Below are 15,290 nucleotides of genomic sequence, written 5' to 3' on the forward strand. Positions count from 1 at the left end.
GGTGTAAAGAGAGAATAAAAATGTTTATGCGGCTGCAGGAGATGAGCTGTATGACTGCATTGTCATAAATCGGGGGATGAGCGTGACAAAGAATAATCGGGCAACAGGCAGCATCTATGAAGAAAAGATCGCTGCCTTTTTAAAACAGAACGGATTTATGATCCTGGAGAGGAATTACCGCTGCAAGCAGGGCGAGATCGATATTATCGCGAAGGATGGAAAATATTTCGTGTTTATCGAGGTGAAATTCCGCGCCAGCGGCTCGGCTGGTTTTTCACTGGAAGCCATCGACCACAGGAAGGCCATGCGGATCCGGAATGCAGCGGTGTATTATCTGTTTTCCCATCAATTTCCGGAGGAGACTCCGTGCCGGTTTGATGCGGCGGGGATCGATGGGGAAGAGATCACATATATCAGAAACGCTTTTTAATGAAATAGTCTTATGTTTTTTGCATGAGATATCTCGGAAAGGGGAAAATTTATGAATCAGTGGATCAGAAAAACAGATGCGGCGGATCATATGAGAGAAGTGACAAAGAGCGGTGTCACATATCTGACATTTCCGGTACTTGATGCCACGGGAATCGTTACTCACGCGTTCTCCACGAGAATGGGCGGTGTCAGCGAGGGCTGGTATTCGACCATGAATTTTTCCTTTACCCGCGGTGATAACCGGGAACATGTGCTGGAGAATTACAGCAGGATGGCGGCGGCTCTCGGTGTAGACCGGGAAAAAATGGTCTTAACCTGGCAGACCCACACGACAAATATCCGAGTCGTCTCCGCGGATGATCTCGGAAAAGGCGTTGTGAAGGACCGGGACTACCGGGATATCGACGGACTTTTGACGAACATGCCGGGCGTGACGCTTGTGACATTTTTTGCGGACTGTGTCCCGTTATATTTTGTAGATCCGAAACACCATGCCATCGGTCTCGCACATTCCGGCTGGCGAGGAACCGTGAACCGCATGGGAGAAAAGATGATACATGCGATGAAGCAGGAATACGGAACTGTCCCGGAAGACCTGATCTGCTGCGTGGGACCGAGTATCTGCAGCGACTGTTATGAGGTCGGGGAAGATGTGGCGGACAACTTCCGTGATGCATTTTCGAAAGAGGATTGTGAACACATTGTCTTCCCGTCTAAGAGCGGCGTGATCGGGAAGCGTCAGCTGGATCTCTGGGAGGCAAATCGCCGGATCCTGATGGAAGCCGGAGTGCCGTCAAAGAATATTTCCGTCACAGATATCTGCACGAAGTGCAATCCGGATAAGCTGTTTTCCCACAGGGCGATGGGGGAGAAGCGAGGGAATCTCTGCGCGTTTCTTGCGCTTAAAGAGAAATAAAGGTCTCGAAGCCGCTGATATTGAATTGCAGGCAGAGCCGACAGACAGCACGAAGTGGTTGAATTGCAAGAAAACGACATTTCACACAAAACCTTCCAGTGTATTATTTTTCAGGACGATCATACTAGGAACGTACCATCAAACATGCCCGATGCGAAAGCAGTAAAAGGCATTACACTAAAAGGAGGCGTATCTTATGTCTAACACAAGCAGTTCTTCTAACCGTGTAGTAGTTCCGGAAGCAAAGGAAGCGATGGACAAATTCAAAATGGAGATCGCAGATGAGCTCGGAGTACCGCTCACAAACGGCTACAACGGCAATCTGACTTCTTACCAGAACGGCAGCGTCGGCGGCTATATGGTCAAGAAGATGATCGAAGAGCAGGAAAAGAAGATGGCAGGTAAATAAAGCCTGAGCATCCGGAAAGCCTTCGCAGGAAAGACGGGACCTCATCAGTTCCATCTGCCCTGTGAGGGCTTTTTCCGTGTCACGGTTCACGCCTTGCGCAGACAGTAACTGAGTATGTTACAGCAAAAAATACTTGTATAATAGAAAAAATGCGATTATAATGGGTATGCTTTCTTGCGGTCAGCGCAGCAAGTGCGCAGACCTGCTGAACAGTTACGAATAATTGCAATATTCAGAGGTTGAAATATGAGAGTGATTGCAGGCAGCGCGAGACGGCTGCTTTTAAAGACGGTGGATGGAATGGAGACAAGACCCACCACGGACCGGATAAAAGAGACCCTGTTCAATATGCTTCAGAATGACCTTTACGGGGCAAGATTCCTGGATCTTTTCGCGGGAAGCGGCGCGATTGGAATCGAGGCATTAAGCCGCGGGGCGAAGGAAGCGGTCTTTGTCGATAAGGGTGACGGACAGATTTCCTGCATCCGGGAGAATTTAAAGACAACCTACCTGGAAGAAAAGGCCAGGGTCATGTCTGTGGATGTGACAGAGGCAGTTCGGAGACTTGACCGGGATGGAAAGTCGTTTGACTTTATCTTTATGGATCCACCGTACCGGATGGATCTTCCGAAAAAAGTCCTTGAGGCATTAAAGGACACCTGTCTCGCGGACGAAGAGACGCTGATCATCGCTGAGGAAGCTCTTGACGTGGATTTTTCCTGGGCTGGTGCACTCGGGTATGAGATCGTGAAGATCAAAGAATATAAGACGAATAAACATGTTTTCCTTAAGATTAAGGAAGTGTGATGAAGCGACCAGTACGAATGACAGATCACAGGCTGGAAATTACCAGAACAAAGCCAGAAAAAACACATAAAATGAGGAGATAAACCGCAGCAGCCTGCGGCATAGACAAAAATCATGAAGACAGCAATCTATCCGGGAAGTTTTGACCCGGTCACACTGGGACATATCGATGTTATCAAGAGGGCATCAAAATTATTCGATCATCTGATCATCGGCGTTCTCAATAATCGCGCGAAAACGCCATTGTTTTCTGTGGAAGAACGTGTTAAGATGTTAGAAGAGGTCACAAAAGACATTCCGAACGTGGAGGTAAAGAGCTTTGCGGGACTTACCGTTGACTTTGCAAAGGAATGCAACGCCAACGCCGTTGTCCGTGGACTCCGCGCGATCACTGACTTCGAATATGAACTCCAGATCGCCCAGTTAAACCGCGTGATGGATACCAGCATAGACACAGTATTTCTGACCACGAGCCTTGAGTATGCGTACTTAAGTTCCAGTACCGTAAAGGAAGTTGCGGCTTACGGCGGGGATATTTCGAATTTTGTAACACCTTATGTGGCGGATGAAGTACATAAGAGACTGCGTGAGAGACAAGGCAGTCAGGTGTAAGGGAAAGGAAAAGGAAACGACATGAGCAGAATTGAACAGTTAATCAATGAAATTGAGGAATATATCGACAGCTGTAAATTTCAGCCGTTATCTACAACAAAGATCATCGTAAACAAAGAGGAGCTGGACGAGCTTTTAGTGGAGCTTCGCTTAAGAATCCCGGATGAGATCAAGCAGTATCAGAAGATCATCAGCAACCAGGATGCGATCCTCTCTGATGCCCACAGCAAGGCAGACGCAATGCTCGCAGAGGCAACGGCCCAGACAAACGAGCTTGTAAACGAGCACGAGATCATGCAGAGAGCTTACGCTCAGGCAAATGAGATCATCGAGCAGGCTCAGGCCCAGGCTCAGGCCATCGTTGACAAAGCAGTCGCTGACGCGAACAATGTCCGTCAGGGATCTATCCAGTACACAGATGATATGTTAAAGAGCCTTCAGACAATTATGAACCACACAATGGAAGGCGCCCAGGGTCGTTTCGATGCGTTCATGAACTCCATGAAGTCCAGCTACGATATCGTTTCCTCCAACAGAAAGGAACTTTCCTCCGGAATCATCACAGAGAAAGAGGAAGACGCTACGCCGGAGACCGAGGATAAGAACGCTTAATGCAGTCAGTCTGTACAGAATCGCAGATGGAAACAAAACGAATTTAAAATATGGAAAAACGCAGGACATCCGTGAGGACTGCCATGACGGCAGCTGTCAGGGAGGCGTGGGCAATTTTCCAGAGAAGATACTGCCGGATGGAGAGTCCGGCAGTTTTTTCGTGCACAGAATTCTGCCGACCACCGCAGGAGACCGTCCTGAAGGCGGATCCAGATGAGGATCGGTGTATCCGGATCACTGCATTTGTCTGCGACATGGCGGAAAAGCCACCGAAAGAGAATATGGCAGCAGCTGCGATAGCGGAATATGGATATGTAAGAGAATCACTGACAGTACGGATCCCCGTTGTGATCTCCATTGCGCCAGAAAAAAACAGACGGGCTGGGGCTGGAATCTCAGGAGTATTCCGGATCACAAGGATCAAAATGGAATAAAAGATCAGGTAGCCGCCGATCTTTACAAGAATCTCTGCGGAATTCAGGATCGCGGCATCCAGGGAAAGTGCAGAACTGGACGATTTATCTGATCGTGTGTGCTTTGAAGAAAACGCATTGGCGGAATTCAGAGTTGGATGTTGTTGGGAAATACCGGAATTTTCCGGGATGGATTCAGGACTAAAAGGAGCGTGATAAATGAAGTGTGCCGGGATAGCGAGCAGCAGGAGCGGCATGTAAATGGCAAAGACAAAGCACAAAAGCGGTAACTGAGCGGCAAACATGGGATAAACGAAACCTGCGAGAAACATCGGACTCGGGTGATTACAGAGGGCGAAGAGAAACTTTGCCTCGCTGGAGCTGAGCCGCCCTTCCGCGAGAAAGTCCGCACACGTTTTTGCCCCCATAGGACAGCCGCAGAGGAGCCCTGTGAGGAGGACATACCATCCGTCTGCAGACAGCCCGCAGAAACGGAAAACCACCGTAAACGGCTGCATGAGCCGGGAGATCCCACCGGAGGCAGAGAGGACGGATGACAGAACCATAAATGGAAACAGCGCCGGTACCACTGCAGAATACCACAAAAGAAGTCCTGCAGCTGCACCTTTTGTCACAAGGTCCGCATGAAAGATCATAAAAAGCAGGGAGAAAAGAGCCAGGATCGATGTCTTTGTCATAAATACTCCTAATAAGGATATTTTGATCAGGTTTACCGGGCGCCACCAGATAAACTCTTTCTATTATTTTCATTGTACTTTCACCGGAATTTTGATATGATAAAGATAGTGTGCTTTTTTATTTAAAAGTCCATATTTTCCGGGAATTCTGCATTTCCCAATAGAATGAATACGGACTGGACCAGAAAAGCACGGGATTCGGAAGGAGAGAAATACTTGGAAAAAGCAATCCGGTTGGATAAATATCTGGCTGATATGGGAAAAGGGACGAGGACGGAGCTCAAGGAGATGATCCGGAGAGGACGGATCACGGTGAACGGTGTGATCGTAAAAAAGCCTGAGACGAAGATAAAGAAAGGCGAAGACACGATCTGCCTTGACAATGCGCCGGTGGAGTATGTGGAACTGGAATATTACCTTTTAAATAAACCCCAGGGTGTGATCTCCGCGACGGAGGACCGCCGCAGGGAGACGGTCGTGGATCTGATTGACGAAAAGAGCAGAAAAGATCTGTTCCCGGTGGGACGCCTGGATATCGATACGGAAGGCCTGCTTCTCATTACAAACGACGGGGCGCTGGCCCACCGACTCCTCGCGCCGGGACATCATGTGGACAAGGTGTACGAGGCGAGATGTGAGGGGCTTGTCCCGGACGAGGCAGTGAAGAGATTCCGGGAAGGAATGACGCTTGCGGACGGACTTTCCTGTATGCCTGCGGAGCTTGAAATTTTAGAACGGAAACCGGAAGATCCGGAGACGGGAACGGCTGCGGAGAGTCTTGTACGGATCACGCTTCATGAGGGAAAATTCCACCAGGTGAAGCGTATGATGGAGGAAGTCAGCTGTCCGGTACTCCATTTAAAACGTCTGTCCATGGGCCCTCTGAAGCTTGACGATACCTTGAAGCCCGGGGAATACCGGAAACTGACGGATAAAGAACGGGAGTTGTTGGAAAACTTATGATAAAGAATTTTTTGGAAAATAAAAAGGCAATGCTTTTTGATCTGGATGGGACTCTTGTGGACTCCATGTGGATGTGGAAAGCCATCGACATTGAATTTCTTGGAGAGTACGGCTATGAATGCCCGGATGATGTCCAGAGAGCCATCGAAGGGATGAGCTTTTCGGAGACGGCGGTATATTTTAAGGAGCGGTTCGATCTCCCGCTGAGCCTGGATGAGATCAAGGCGGTCTGGGTTAAGATGTCCATCGACAAGTACCGCCACGAGGTGCCGTTAAAGCCAGGCGTGCTGGAATTTTTAAAGTATTGCAGAGAAAAAGGGATCCGCACGGGAATCGGGACAAGCAACGGAAGCGAGATCGTAGATGCGGTCCTGACATCTTTGAAGGTGAAAGAATACTTTGATGCGGTGGTGACAGCCTGTGAGGTGGCCCACGGAAAGCCGGAGCCGGATATCTACCTTGAAGTCGCAAAGCGTCTTGGTGTGCAACCGGAGGACTGCCTCGTGTTTGAGGATATCCCGGCGGGGATCATGGCAGGAAAAGCGGCGGGGATGCCGGTGATCGCCATGGAGGATGATTTTTCGGCAGATCTGATGGATGAGAAGAGAGAGCTTGCGGACGCGGTGATCTCCGATTACAGAGAATTACTGTAGTTTCTATAAGAATGGCTCATTTGCCGGTTCAACGATAAAATGAATAAGGACATAACATATGATACATGATTTTCTCCCGGTATGCCGGGCAGATATGGAAAAAAGAGGCTGGGACCAGTGTGATTTCGTCTATGTTTGCGGGGACGCCTATGTGGATCACCCGTCCTTCGGCTCCGCGATCATCAGCCGTGTGCTGGAATCCTACGGATACAGGGTCGGGATCATCGCCCAGCCGGACTGGAAAGAAAAAGAGAGTATCCAGGTTCTCGGAAGACCGCGTCTCGGTTTCCTCGTGAGTGCCGGAAACATGGACTCCATGGTAAACCATTATTCTGTCTCAAAGAGACGCCGCGATAAGGATTCCTACACTCCGGGCGGTGTTATGGGAAAACGGCCGGATTACGCGGCAGTGGTCTACTGCAACCTGATCCGTTCCGTTTATAAGGACATCCCCATCGTGATCGGTGGAATCGAGGCGAGCCTGCGCCGCCTGGCCCACTATGATTACTGGTCCAATAAGGTGAAGCACTCGATCCTTGTGGATTCCCAGGCAGACCTGATCTCCTACGGAATGGGCGAAAAGTCCATCGTGGAGATCGCGGACGCGCTGAACTCCGGTCTTGATGTGAAGGATATCACATTTATCGACGGAACTGTCTATAAGACAGACAGTCTGGATTCCGTATACGATGCGGTTACCCTGCCGTCCTACGATGAGATCAAAACAGATAAGAGACGTTATGCGGAAAGCTTCAATATCCAGTATAAAAATACGGACGCCTTTTCGGGAAAACGTCTTGTGGAGCAGTACCGGGACAACCTTTATGTTGTCCAGAACCCACCGGCAAAACCGCTCTCTGTTCAGGAGATGGATGATGTCTACGCGCTTCCCTATATGAGGCGTTGGCATCCGTCCTACGACGCGGCGGGCGGGATTCCGGCGTTCTCGGAGGTGAAATTCAGCCTGATCAGCAACCGTGGCTGCTTCGGCGGCTGCAGCTTCTGTGCGCTGACGTTCCATCAGGGGCGTATTATCCAGGTACGAAGCCACGAATCGATCATCGATGAGGCGAAATACCTGACAAAGGAACCTGATTTTAAGGGATACATCCACGATGTGGGCGGCCCGACGGCAAACTTCCGCTTTCCGGCCTGCAAAAAACAGCTGAAATACGGAGCATGTCCTGGAAAACAGTGCCTCTTCCCGAAGCCGTGCGAAAACCTGATCGCGGACCATACGGATTATATCGCCCTCTTAAGAAAACTCCGGGCGCTGCCGAAGGTGAAGAAGGTATTTATCCGTTCCGGCATCCGTTTCGACTATGTTCTCGCTGACAAGAAAAAGGATTTCCTAAGAGAACTCTGCATGTACCATGTCAGCGGACAGCTGAAGGTCGCCCCGGAGCATGTCTCGGATCAGGTGCTCAGACTTCTCGGAAAGCCGGAGAATTCCGTCTATAAGAAGTTTGCTCAGGAATATAAAAAGATGAATGAGAAGCTGGGATTAAAGCAGTATCTTGTTCCATACCTGATGTCCTCCCACCCGGGTTCCACCTTGAAAGAGGCGGTGGAGCTTGCGGAACACTTAAGGGATCTTGGATACATGCCGGAGCAGGTACAGGATTTTTACCCGACACCGTCGACGATCTCTACATGTATGTACTATACAGGGCTGGATCCGCGGACGATGGAACCGGTCTATGTGCCGACGAACCCGCATGAGAAGGCGATGCAGCGTGCCCTGATCCAGTACCGGAATCCGGACAACTATGATCTTGTAAAAGAGGCACTGATCAAGGCCGGAAGAGAGGATCTCATCGGATTTGACCAGAAATGCCTGATCAAGCCAAGGAAGATGACGAAGGACATCGCAGATAGAAAAAAAGTCGGAACGAGGACCGGAAAAAAGCCCGGGAACGGGAAAACGGAAGGAAAAGGCCGCCAGGTCTTATCCGGCAGAGCAAAGGGAATGGCCGGACAGACCGATGGGAGAAGACCGAAGCCGAAGCAGGGAGGACGAAAGAAATAACGGCGTTATCCTGCGCGGATCTGTAAAAAGATGAGCATTGATACAGCTCGACCATATTTTTAGAAAGGCAGATTTCATGAGTGGAAAAAAGATTGCGATCGTGACCGGCGCGTCGTCGGGAATGGGAAGGGAGATGGTGTATCTCCTTGCGGATCACTTTGCGGCACTGGAGGAGATCTGGGTCATCGCCAGACGAAAGGACCGCTTGGAGGAGCTCGTTGGAAAGGTTCCTGTGTCCTTGCGGATCCTGCCGTTCGATCTTTCAGACGAGGAAGACCTTTGCATGCTTTCCGGACTTTTAAAACAGGAACAGCCGAATGTGAAGATCCTCGTAAACGGCGCGGGGTACGGAAAGACAGGTGCTGCGGGAACGATCCCGGGCAGTTTCTCCACCGGAATGGTGCGGTTAAACGATGAGGCTCTGGTGGCGGTGACGGAGATGGTACTTCCGTATATCTCAGGGAACAGCCGGATCATCCAGTTTGCCTCCGCGGCAGCGTTTATGCCGCAGCCGGGATTCGCGGTCTACGCCGCGTCAAAGTCCTTTGTGCTGAGCTACAGCCGGGCGTTGGCTGCCGAGTTAAAAAAGAGGGAGATCTATGTGACAGCGGTTTGTCCGGGACCTGTTGAGACGGAGTTTTTCGGGATCGCTCTCAATGGGGGAAAGCTTGCACCTATCAAGAAACTCACGATGGCAGATCCGAAAAGAGTAGTGAAAAAAGCTCTCCTGGACAGTATGAAGGGCAAACGGATCTCGGTATATGGCCCGTGGATGAAAGCATTCTATGTTATCTGCCGGATCGTTCCGCATGAGATCCTGATGGGGTTTATCAACTGGTAACCTCCGACTGCGGGACAGAGCACTGAAAATTTACAAAGTATAGCAGAAAAGAGGAAAAAACTTGAAATTACGACTGGAAAAAGGAACTTACCGTTACCGTACCGCCCACAAGAAACGTCAGCTTTTCTTCGTGGTACTGTTTATTCTGGCGATCGTTGCGCAGCTTATTTTAAGAAACTTTATCACGGCGCAGATTTATAAAAATCTTGTCACGATCAGTGCGATCCTCACGGTGCTGCCGATGGCAAACCTCGCATCCCCTCTGGTGGTTGCGGCGAGGATCCCGGAGGTCCCGGAGAAATTTCACGACGCGTGTGTTCCATACGAGGAGAAATTTCCGATCTTATACGATCTGATCATTACATCGAATGACCTGATCATGCCGGTGGACGCTGCGGTTGTCCATCCGACAGGGGTCTACCTCTACTGTCCGAACAAAAACGTGGACAGGAGGAAGGCGGAAAAATTCTTAAACGAGATGCTGGTGGGCTGGAAGTTGGACGGAAACGCGAAGGTCATGAACGAGGAGAAAAAGTTCCTCCGGCGGCTTTCTGAGCTTAAGACCGTCACAGAGGAAGAGGATGACGGAAGCGCTCCACATGTTTTAAAGTTATTAAAGAGTCTTTCCATGTAGGGGAATAAAAGATGAGAGAGATCGTGATTGAAAAGAACGAGGCGGGACAGCGACTGGATAAATTTCTCGCGAAGTACATGAATGAGGCGTCGAAGAGCTTTTTCTATAAGATGATGCGCAAGAAGAACATCACGCTGAACGGGAAAAAGTGTGAGGGAAATGAAAAACTCGCCGAAGGCGATGTCGTGAAGCTGTTTCTTGCGGAGGACACCATCGAAAAATTTTCCAGTGTTCAGGTGCAGGAGGTAAAGAAAGTAGATCTCGATATTCTCTATGAGGATGACGAGATCATTCTGGTCAACAAACCGGCGGGGATGCTGTCGCAGAAGGCTAAGGAGACCGATGAGTCTCTGGTGGAGTATCTGATCGATTATCTTTTGGGGAGCGGCAAGCTCACGGAGAGCGGGCTCCGCGCGTTCCGCCCTTCGGTCTGCAACCGTCTGGACCGGAATACCAGCGGTATCGTGGCAGCAGGAAAGTCTCTGGCGGGTCTTCAGATGCTTTCCGGCGTGTTTAAAGACCGCTCGATCCACAAGTATTATCAGTGTCTCGTATCCGGTGTGATCCGGGACGTGAAGACGGTGGACGGCTGGCTTTTAAAGGATGAGAAGAAGAATCAGGTGCGGATCCTCACGGAGGCGGAGGCAAAGCGATTTGGAGGAAGAGACGGAGACGAGGAGCCGAAACGGATCCGGACAAAATATGAGCCGATCGCGACGGACGGAAAGTTTACGTTGCTCAAGGTGACACTTCTGACCGGACGTTCCCATCAGATCCGCGCCCATTTAGCGTCTCTTGGACATCCGATCGTAGGGGATTCCAAGTACGGCGGAGTTTCGAAGGTGAACCCCTCAGGGCGGACCGTGAAGTATCAGCTTTTACATTCTTACCGTCTGGAGTTTCCGAAGCTTGCGGAACCGTTTGCCTATCTTTCCGGGAGGGTGTTTGAGGCGCCGATGCCGGGATATTTTGCTTCGGTACTGAAAGAGACCGGGATCAGGCTGCCATAAAATCTGGCAGCGCCGGACAGGCATGTGGCAAGCAAGTGGTTGACATAAAAAACTTATGTAAATCACTCGAAAATATTTGCATTGGTGATAAGGAACAGCTATGGGAACATGGAAAACCAGGGGCCTTCGTGGTTCCACGTTGGAAGATCTGATCAACCGGACCAATGACAGCTACCGGGAAAAGAAGCTGGCACTGATCCAGAAGATCCCGACCCCGATCACGCCCATCGAGATCGACAAAAAGAGCCGCCATATCACATTGGCGTACTTTGATATGAAAAGTACAGTCGACTATATCGGCGCGGTTCAGGGGATTCCGGTCTGCTTTGACGCGAAGGAATGCGCAGTGCGGACGTTCCCACTTCAGAACATCCACCCGCACCAGATCGCGTTCATGAAGGAATTTGAAGCCCAGGGCGGAGTTGCCTTCATTATCCTCTCCTTTACAGCGGAGAACGAGATCTATTATGTTCCTTTTGATGTGGTGAACCGTTTCTGGGTACGGATGGAAGAGGGCGGAAGAAAAAGCTTTACCTATGATGAGGTGGTGCCGGAAGCGTACAGGATCCGGAGCCACCGGGACATGTATGTCCATTACCTGGAAGGGATCCAGCAGGATCTTGACCGGAAGGAAGAAAAAGGAGGAGACAGCGAATGATTGAGATGGTCATATGGCTCGTTGTGATCGCGGCGTTCGTGTTCCGGGCGTTAAAAAAGAACGGGACACTGGACGAACTCTTTGCGGGTGCAAAGAAGCGGAAAGAAAATAAGGCAGAGCGCGTGGTGTACGAACAGCCGGAGGAAGGTTCCGGGAAGAAGGAGAAGAAGAAGGGGCCGGGGATCCGGGTCCCGAAGCACACAGGTCTTGCGGTGACTGCGGTTGTGATCGTCCTCGCGGCGGCAGTGCTTTCCTTTGACAGCTTCTATACTCTTTCCGAGGAGGAGATGGCGGTGGTCACCACGTTCGGAAAACCGGCAGTGGAGGAGGCATCAGGTCTTCACTTTAAAATTCCGGTGATCCAGCGCGTGACTAAGGTTTCCAAAGCCATCACGGGTATGCAGATCGGCTACACGACGGACCCGGCCCGGGCGGACGGCGCCTCTATAGACAATCCGGTATCCATTGAGAACGAGAGCCTGATGATCACAAAGGATTTCAATCTGACAAACGTGGATTTCTATGTGGAATACATGGTCACAGATCCGGTTCAGGCGGTGCGCCACAGAAGTGTGTACGAGTCTATCATCAAGAACCTGGCTCAGAGCTATATCCGTGACACCGTCGGCGTTTATAATGTTGATGATGTGATCACCACCGGAAAGACCCAGATTCAGGAGCGGATCAAAGAGCAGCTCACAAACCGTCTCGTCGAGGAAAATATCGGATATGGAATCTACAACGTGTCGATTCAGGATACGGAAATGCCGAGAGATGATGTGGCGAATGCGTTCAAGGCGGTTGAGGATGCGAAACAGGGCATGGAGACGGCGATCAACTCCGCAAAGAAATATCAGTCTGAGAACATTCCGGAGGCGAAGGCAAAGGCCGATAAGCTTTTGCAGGATGCCGAGGCATATAAGGAACAGCGGATCAACGAGGCAAACGGACAGGTGGCGCGTTTCGAGGACACATACGCGGAGTACGTAAAGTACCCGCTGCTCACGAAAAAGCGTATGTTCTATGAGACGATGGAGGAAGTTCTTCCGGATCTCAAGGTCATCATCACCGGTGGAAACGGCACACAGACGCTGCTGCCGTTAGAACCATTTTCAGAGACAGCTTCCGGCAGCGCAGCACAGACGGGAGGAGGGAACTAAATGAAAAAGACAGGAAAAAGAATCATAGGGATCGTTGTTCTCCTTCTGATTGTTGTTCTGCTTCAGGGCAGTATGGTGAGCACATACAATGATGAGTATAAGCTTGTTCTCCAGTTTGGGAAAGTGGTCCGGGTGGTGGAGACACCGGGTCTCAGCTTTAAGATCCCGTTTCTTCAGACAACACAGTCGATTCCTAATTATGAGATGATCTATGACCTTATTCCGAGTGAGGTTAATACAAGGGATAAAAAGGTGATGGTAACGGATTCCTTCGCATTGTGGAGTGTTACAGATCCGCTGGCATACCTTTCCAGACTCGGAGCGAACAAAGCAAATGCGGAAAGCCGAATTTCCGTTGTTGTATACAATGCTGTGAAAAATGTCATTTCCTCCACGGATCAGGCAGATGTGATCTCCGGCCGTGACGGAAAGCTGGCAGAGATGATCACGGAAAAGATCGGTTCTTCTCTGGACAGCTACGGAATCAAGGTAAAAAAGGTGGAGACGAAGCTCTTAGACCTTCCGGATTCCAACAAGGAGGCTGTTTACCAGCGTATGATCTCTGAACGGCAGAATATCGCTGCCGGATATATCGCAGACGGTGAGTACCAGTCCAATGTCATCAAGAACAGCACAGATAAGGAAGTCTCCATCATCATTTCCGAGGCGCAGGCCCAGGCGGAGAAGATCCGGGCGGAAGGCGAGGCAGAGTATATGAGGATCCTTTCCGGCGCGTACAATGACGAGGGAAAGGCCGATTACTATAATTATATCCGCAGTCTGGACGCGTTAAAGGCGAGTCTCAAGGGAGATAATAAGACGATCATTCTGGATGAAAATTCAGAGCTTGCGAAGATCCTCAGGGGAAACTATTAAGGAACGGCCAGGATAAAACCGCAACAGCGGAAAAATCCTGTGAAGCAGTGATGCTGTGGACCCGGAACGATCCGGACGAAGCAGGCTGCTGCGGGACATAATCGCGGTCAGTAAAAAAGATCGTGGATGTCTGATAAATAATGATACGGTAAAGGAGAAGGGTTATGTCAAAAGTAGTTGATTATTTCCTCAAGTATGTAGCATTCGATACGCAGTCCGCAGAGGATGCGGGAACAGTTCCGAGTACGGAAAAACAGTTCGCTCTGGCGAAGCTTCTGTCCGAACAGTTAAAGAATATCGGGGTGAAGGACGTCTCCATGAGTGAGCACGGTTACGTGTACGGAACGATTCCGGCAAACGGGGATTATAACTGCCAGACCGTCGGCTTCCTCGCGCATATGGACACTTCACCGGATTGTCCGGATGAGAATGTCCGCCCACAGCTCGTCAAGCACTACGACGGAAAGGATATCACTTTAAATAAGGCACTCGGTGTAAAGATGACAACAAAGATGTTCCCATTCTTAAAAAACTATGTGGGGCAGGATCTGATCACTACCGATGGAACGACACTGTTAGGTGCAGATGACAAGGCGGGAATTGCCGAGATCATGACCATGGCGGAGACACTTCTGACACATCCGGAGATCCCGCACGGAACCATCAAGATCGCTTTCACACCGGACGAGGAAGTCGGACACGGTGTTGACTTCTTTGATGTTCCCGGATGGGGCGCAGATGTGGCTTATACCGTTGACGGCGGCGCCTGGGGCGAGATGGAGTATGAGACCTTCAACGCGGCATCCATGAAAGTCACGATCCATGGAAGTAACATTCATCCGGGCAGCGCGAAGAACAAGATGAAAAACTCAATCCTGATCGGTCTGGAATTCCAGTCGATGCTGCCGGAGAACGAGAAGCCGCAGTATACGGAAAAATATGAGGGATTCTTCCATCTGAACAACATCGGCGGAAATGTCGAGAACACGACTCTTCACTATATTGTCCGTGACCATGATATGGCGCGGTTTGAGGAGAGAAAAGCACTCGGAAAGAAGATCGGCGAGTTCCTGAACGCGAAGTACGGTGAGGGAACAGTCGAGGTGGAGATCGCAGATACCTACTACAACATGGCTGAGAAGATCCGTCCGCATATGTACCTGATGGATGTGGCTGCTGAGGCATTTAAGGAGCTTGGCATCGAGACTCCGGCGATCAATCCGGTCCGCGGAGGCACGGATGGATCGAGACTTTCCTACATGGGACTTCCATGTCCGAACCTCTGTACCGGCGGACATAACTATCATGGAAAGTATGAGTTCATCTGCATTCAGTCCATGGAGAAGACAGTGGAGCTGCTTCTTAAGATCGCAGAAAAGTTTACGAAGGTTGAGAAGCAGGCATAAAATCTGGATCAGGATATGGCTGTTTAGAAAATGCGGGAGGCGCTGGATGTCGCTTCCCGCTTTTCTTTTTGGATGTATGAATGTAATTTAACCTATTGTGCTATTTCAAATAAAACGTTTAAAAACTTGTAAAAACCGCAAAGAATCCCTGTTTTTTTGAT

Annotated in this window: 17 protein-coding genes; 16 read left to right on the forward strand and 1 reads right to left on the reverse strand. The window is 50.1% G+C overall.

What is annotated here, in order from left to right; all coding sequences use genetic code 11:
* Positions 1 to 82: 82 nt before the first annotated feature.
* From GPK83_RS01605 to GPK83_RS01630, 6 genes are all read left to right on the forward strand, one after another.
* Positions 83 to 430, forward strand: coding sequence for a YraN family protein (locus tag GPK83_RS01605; protein ID WP_345941750.1), 348 nt, complete (start codon positions 83 to 85; stop codon positions 428 to 430).
* A gap of 51 nt (positions 431 to 481) precedes the next feature.
* Positions 482 to 1,348, forward strand: coding sequence for a peptidoglycan editing factor PgeF (pgeF, locus tag GPK83_RS01610; protein ID WP_215703835.1), 867 nt, complete (start codon positions 482 to 484; stop codon positions 1,346 to 1,348).
* A 196-nt stretch (positions 1,349 to 1,544) separates the two neighbouring features.
* Positions 1,545 to 1,757 (forward strand): alpha/beta-type small acid-soluble spore protein, encoded by a 213-nt coding sequence (locus GPK83_RS01615; RefSeq protein ID WP_117469559.1) that lies wholly within the window; start codon positions 1,545 to 1,547, stop codon positions 1,755 to 1,757.
* Between the two features lie 246 nt (positions 1,758 to 2,003).
* Positions 2,004 to 2,564 carry a 16S rRNA (guanine(966)-N(2))-methyltransferase RsmD gene (rsmD, locus tag GPK83_RS01620; RefSeq protein WP_215703836.1) on the forward strand — a complete coding sequence of 187 codons (561 nt, stop codon included), beginning with the start codon at positions 2,004 to 2,006 and terminating at the stop codon, positions 2,562 to 2,564.
* Between the two features lie 114 nt (positions 2,565 to 2,678).
* Positions 2,679 to 3,176, forward strand: a complete 498-nt coding sequence (coaD, locus tag GPK83_RS01625) for a pantetheine-phosphate adenylyltransferase (RefSeq protein ID WP_015554446.1) — start codon at positions 2,679 to 2,681, stop codon at positions 3,174 to 3,176.
* A 21-nt stretch (positions 3,177 to 3,197) separates the two neighbouring features.
* Complete coding sequence (locus tag GPK83_RS01630; RefSeq protein ID WP_215703837.1) at positions 3,198 to 3,788, forward strand: vacuolar family H+-ATPase subunit H; 591 nt, start codon at positions 3,198 to 3,200, stop codon at positions 3,786 to 3,788.
* A gap of 43 nt (positions 3,789 to 3,831) precedes the next feature.
* Here GPK83_RS01630 and GPK83_RS01635 read toward each other — a convergent pair whose 3' ends face one another.
* A complete protein-coding gene (locus GPK83_RS01635) occupies positions 3,832 to 4,899 on the reverse strand; it encodes a hypothetical protein (RefSeq protein WP_215703838.1) in 1,068 nt (355 codons plus the stop codon).
* A gap of 216 nt (positions 4,900 to 5,115) precedes the next feature.
* Between GPK83_RS01635 and GPK83_RS01640 the strand changes: the two genes are divergently transcribed.
* The 10 genes from GPK83_RS01640 to pepT all read left to right on the forward strand — a co-directional run bounded on the left by GPK83_RS01640 (position 5,116) and on the right by pepT (position 15,129).
* On the forward strand, positions 5,116 to 5,862 hold the full coding sequence (locus GPK83_RS01640; RefSeq protein ID WP_345941751.1) for a pseudouridine synthase: 747 nt from the start codon (positions 5,116 to 5,118) through the stop codon (positions 5,860 to 5,862).
* Positions 5,859 to 6,515 carry an HAD family phosphatase gene (locus GPK83_RS01645; protein ID WP_215703840.1) on the forward strand — a complete coding sequence of 219 codons (657 nt, stop codon included), beginning with the start codon at positions 5,859 to 5,861 and terminating at the stop codon, positions 6,513 to 6,515. The genes GPK83_RS01640 and GPK83_RS01645 overlap by 4 nt, the downstream gene beginning before the upstream one ends.
* Before the next feature lie 58 nt (positions 6,516 to 6,573).
* A complete protein-coding gene (locus GPK83_RS01650) occupies positions 6,574 to 8,544 on the forward strand; it encodes a YgiQ family radical SAM protein (protein ID WP_215703841.1) in 1,971 nt (656 codons plus the stop codon).
* A gap of 76 nt (positions 8,545 to 8,620) precedes the next feature.
* On the forward strand, positions 8,621 to 9,385 hold the full coding sequence (locus GPK83_RS01655) for an SDR family NAD(P)-dependent oxidoreductase (protein ID WP_215703842.1): 765 nt from the start codon (positions 8,621 to 8,623) through the stop codon (positions 9,383 to 9,385).
* 61 nt (positions 9,386 to 9,446) lie between these two features.
* Entirely contained in the window at positions 9,447 to 10,019 is a 573-nt protein-coding gene (locus tag GPK83_RS01660) for an O-linked GlcNAc transferase-like protein (protein ID WP_242990510.1), read from the forward strand.
* 11 nt (positions 10,020 to 10,030) lie between these two features.
* Entirely contained in the window at positions 10,031 to 11,029 is a 999-nt protein-coding gene (locus GPK83_RS01665) for an RluA family pseudouridine synthase (protein WP_215703843.1), read from the forward strand.
* A 100-nt stretch (positions 11,030 to 11,129) separates the two neighbouring features.
* A complete protein-coding gene (locus GPK83_RS01670; protein ID WP_215703844.1) occupies positions 11,130 to 11,687 on the forward strand; it encodes a Holliday junction resolvase RecU in 558 nt (185 codons plus the stop codon).
* A complete protein-coding gene (gene hflK / locus GPK83_RS01675) occupies positions 11,684 to 12,847 on the forward strand; it encodes an FtsH protease activity modulator HflK (RefSeq protein ID WP_215703845.1) in 1,164 nt (387 codons plus the stop codon). Before GPK83_RS01670 ends, hflK begins: the two co-directional genes overlap by 4 nt.
* Complete coding sequence (locus tag GPK83_RS01680; protein ID WP_118529819.1) at positions 12,848 to 13,723, forward strand: protease modulator HflC; 876 nt, start codon at positions 12,848 to 12,850, stop codon at positions 13,721 to 13,723. It abuts the gene before it with no gap.
* 164 nt (positions 13,724 to 13,887) lie between these two features.
* Positions 13,888 to 15,129 (forward strand): peptidase T, encoded by a 1,242-nt coding sequence (pepT, locus tag GPK83_RS01685; RefSeq protein ID WP_215703846.1) that lies wholly within the window; start codon positions 13,888 to 13,890, stop codon positions 15,127 to 15,129.
* Positions 15,130 to 15,290: the final 161 nt, after the last annotated feature.

This window comes from Clostridium sp. MCC328, assembly GCF_018785465.1.
GTDB classification, from domain to species: Bacteria; Bacillota; Clostridia; order Lachnospirales; family Lachnospiraceae; genus Pilosibacter; species Pilosibacter fragilis.

What these genes read in the sequence shown, in the direction of transcription:
- rsmD (WP_215703836.1), top strand. Translation starts at nt 2,004, where the DNA reads ATGAGAGTGATTGCAGGCAGCGCGAGACGGCTGCTTTTAAAGACGGTG.
- GPK83_RS01665 (WP_215703843.1), top strand. Translation starts at nt 10,031, where the DNA reads ATGAGAGAGATCGTGATTGAAAAGAACGAGGCGGGACAGCGACTGGAT.
- GPK83_RS01670 (WP_215703844.1), top strand. Translation starts at nt 11,130, where the DNA reads ATGGGAACATGGAAAACCAGGGGCCTTCGTGGTTCCACGTTGGAAGAT.
- GPK83_RS01615 (WP_117469559.1), top strand. Translation starts at nt 1,545, where the DNA reads ATGTCTAACACAAGCAGTTCTTCTAACCGTGTAGTAGTTCCGGAAGCA.
- GPK83_RS01630 (WP_215703837.1), top strand. Translation starts at nt 3,198, where the DNA reads ATGAGCAGAATTGAACAGTTAATCAATGAAATTGAGGAATATATCGAC.
- coaD (WP_015554446.1), top strand. Translation starts at nt 2,679, where the DNA reads ATGAAGACAGCAATCTATCCGGGAAGTTTTGACCCGGTCACACTGGGA.
- GPK83_RS01635 (WP_215703838.1), bottom strand. Translation starts at nt 4,899, where the DNA reads ATGACAAAGACATCGATCCTGGCTCTTTTCTCCCTGCTTTTTATGATC.
- hflK (WP_215703845.1), top strand. Translation starts at nt 11,684, where the DNA reads ATGATTGAGATGGTCATATGGCTCGTTGTGATCGCGGCGTTCGTGTTC.
- pgeF (WP_215703835.1), top strand. Translation starts at nt 482, where the DNA reads ATGAATCAGTGGATCAGAAAAACAGATGCGGCGGATCATATGAGAGAA.
- GPK83_RS01645 (WP_215703840.1), top strand. Translation starts at nt 5,859, where the DNA reads ATGATAAAGAATTTTTTGGAAAATAAAAAGGCAATGCTTTTTGATCTG.
- GPK83_RS01680 (WP_118529819.1), top strand. Translation starts at nt 12,848, where the DNA reads ATGAAAAAGACAGGAAAAAGAATCATAGGGATCGTTGTTCTCCTTCTG.
- pepT (WP_215703846.1), top strand. Translation starts at nt 13,888, where the DNA reads ATGTCAAAAGTAGTTGATTATTTCCTCAAGTATGTAGCATTCGATACG.
- GPK83_RS01655 (WP_215703842.1), top strand. Translation starts at nt 8,621, where the DNA reads ATGAGTGGAAAAAAGATTGCGATCGTGACCGGCGCGTCGTCGGGAATG.
- GPK83_RS01650 (WP_215703841.1), top strand. Translation starts at nt 6,574, where the DNA reads ATGATACATGATTTTCTCCCGGTATGCCGGGCAGATATGGAAAAAAGA.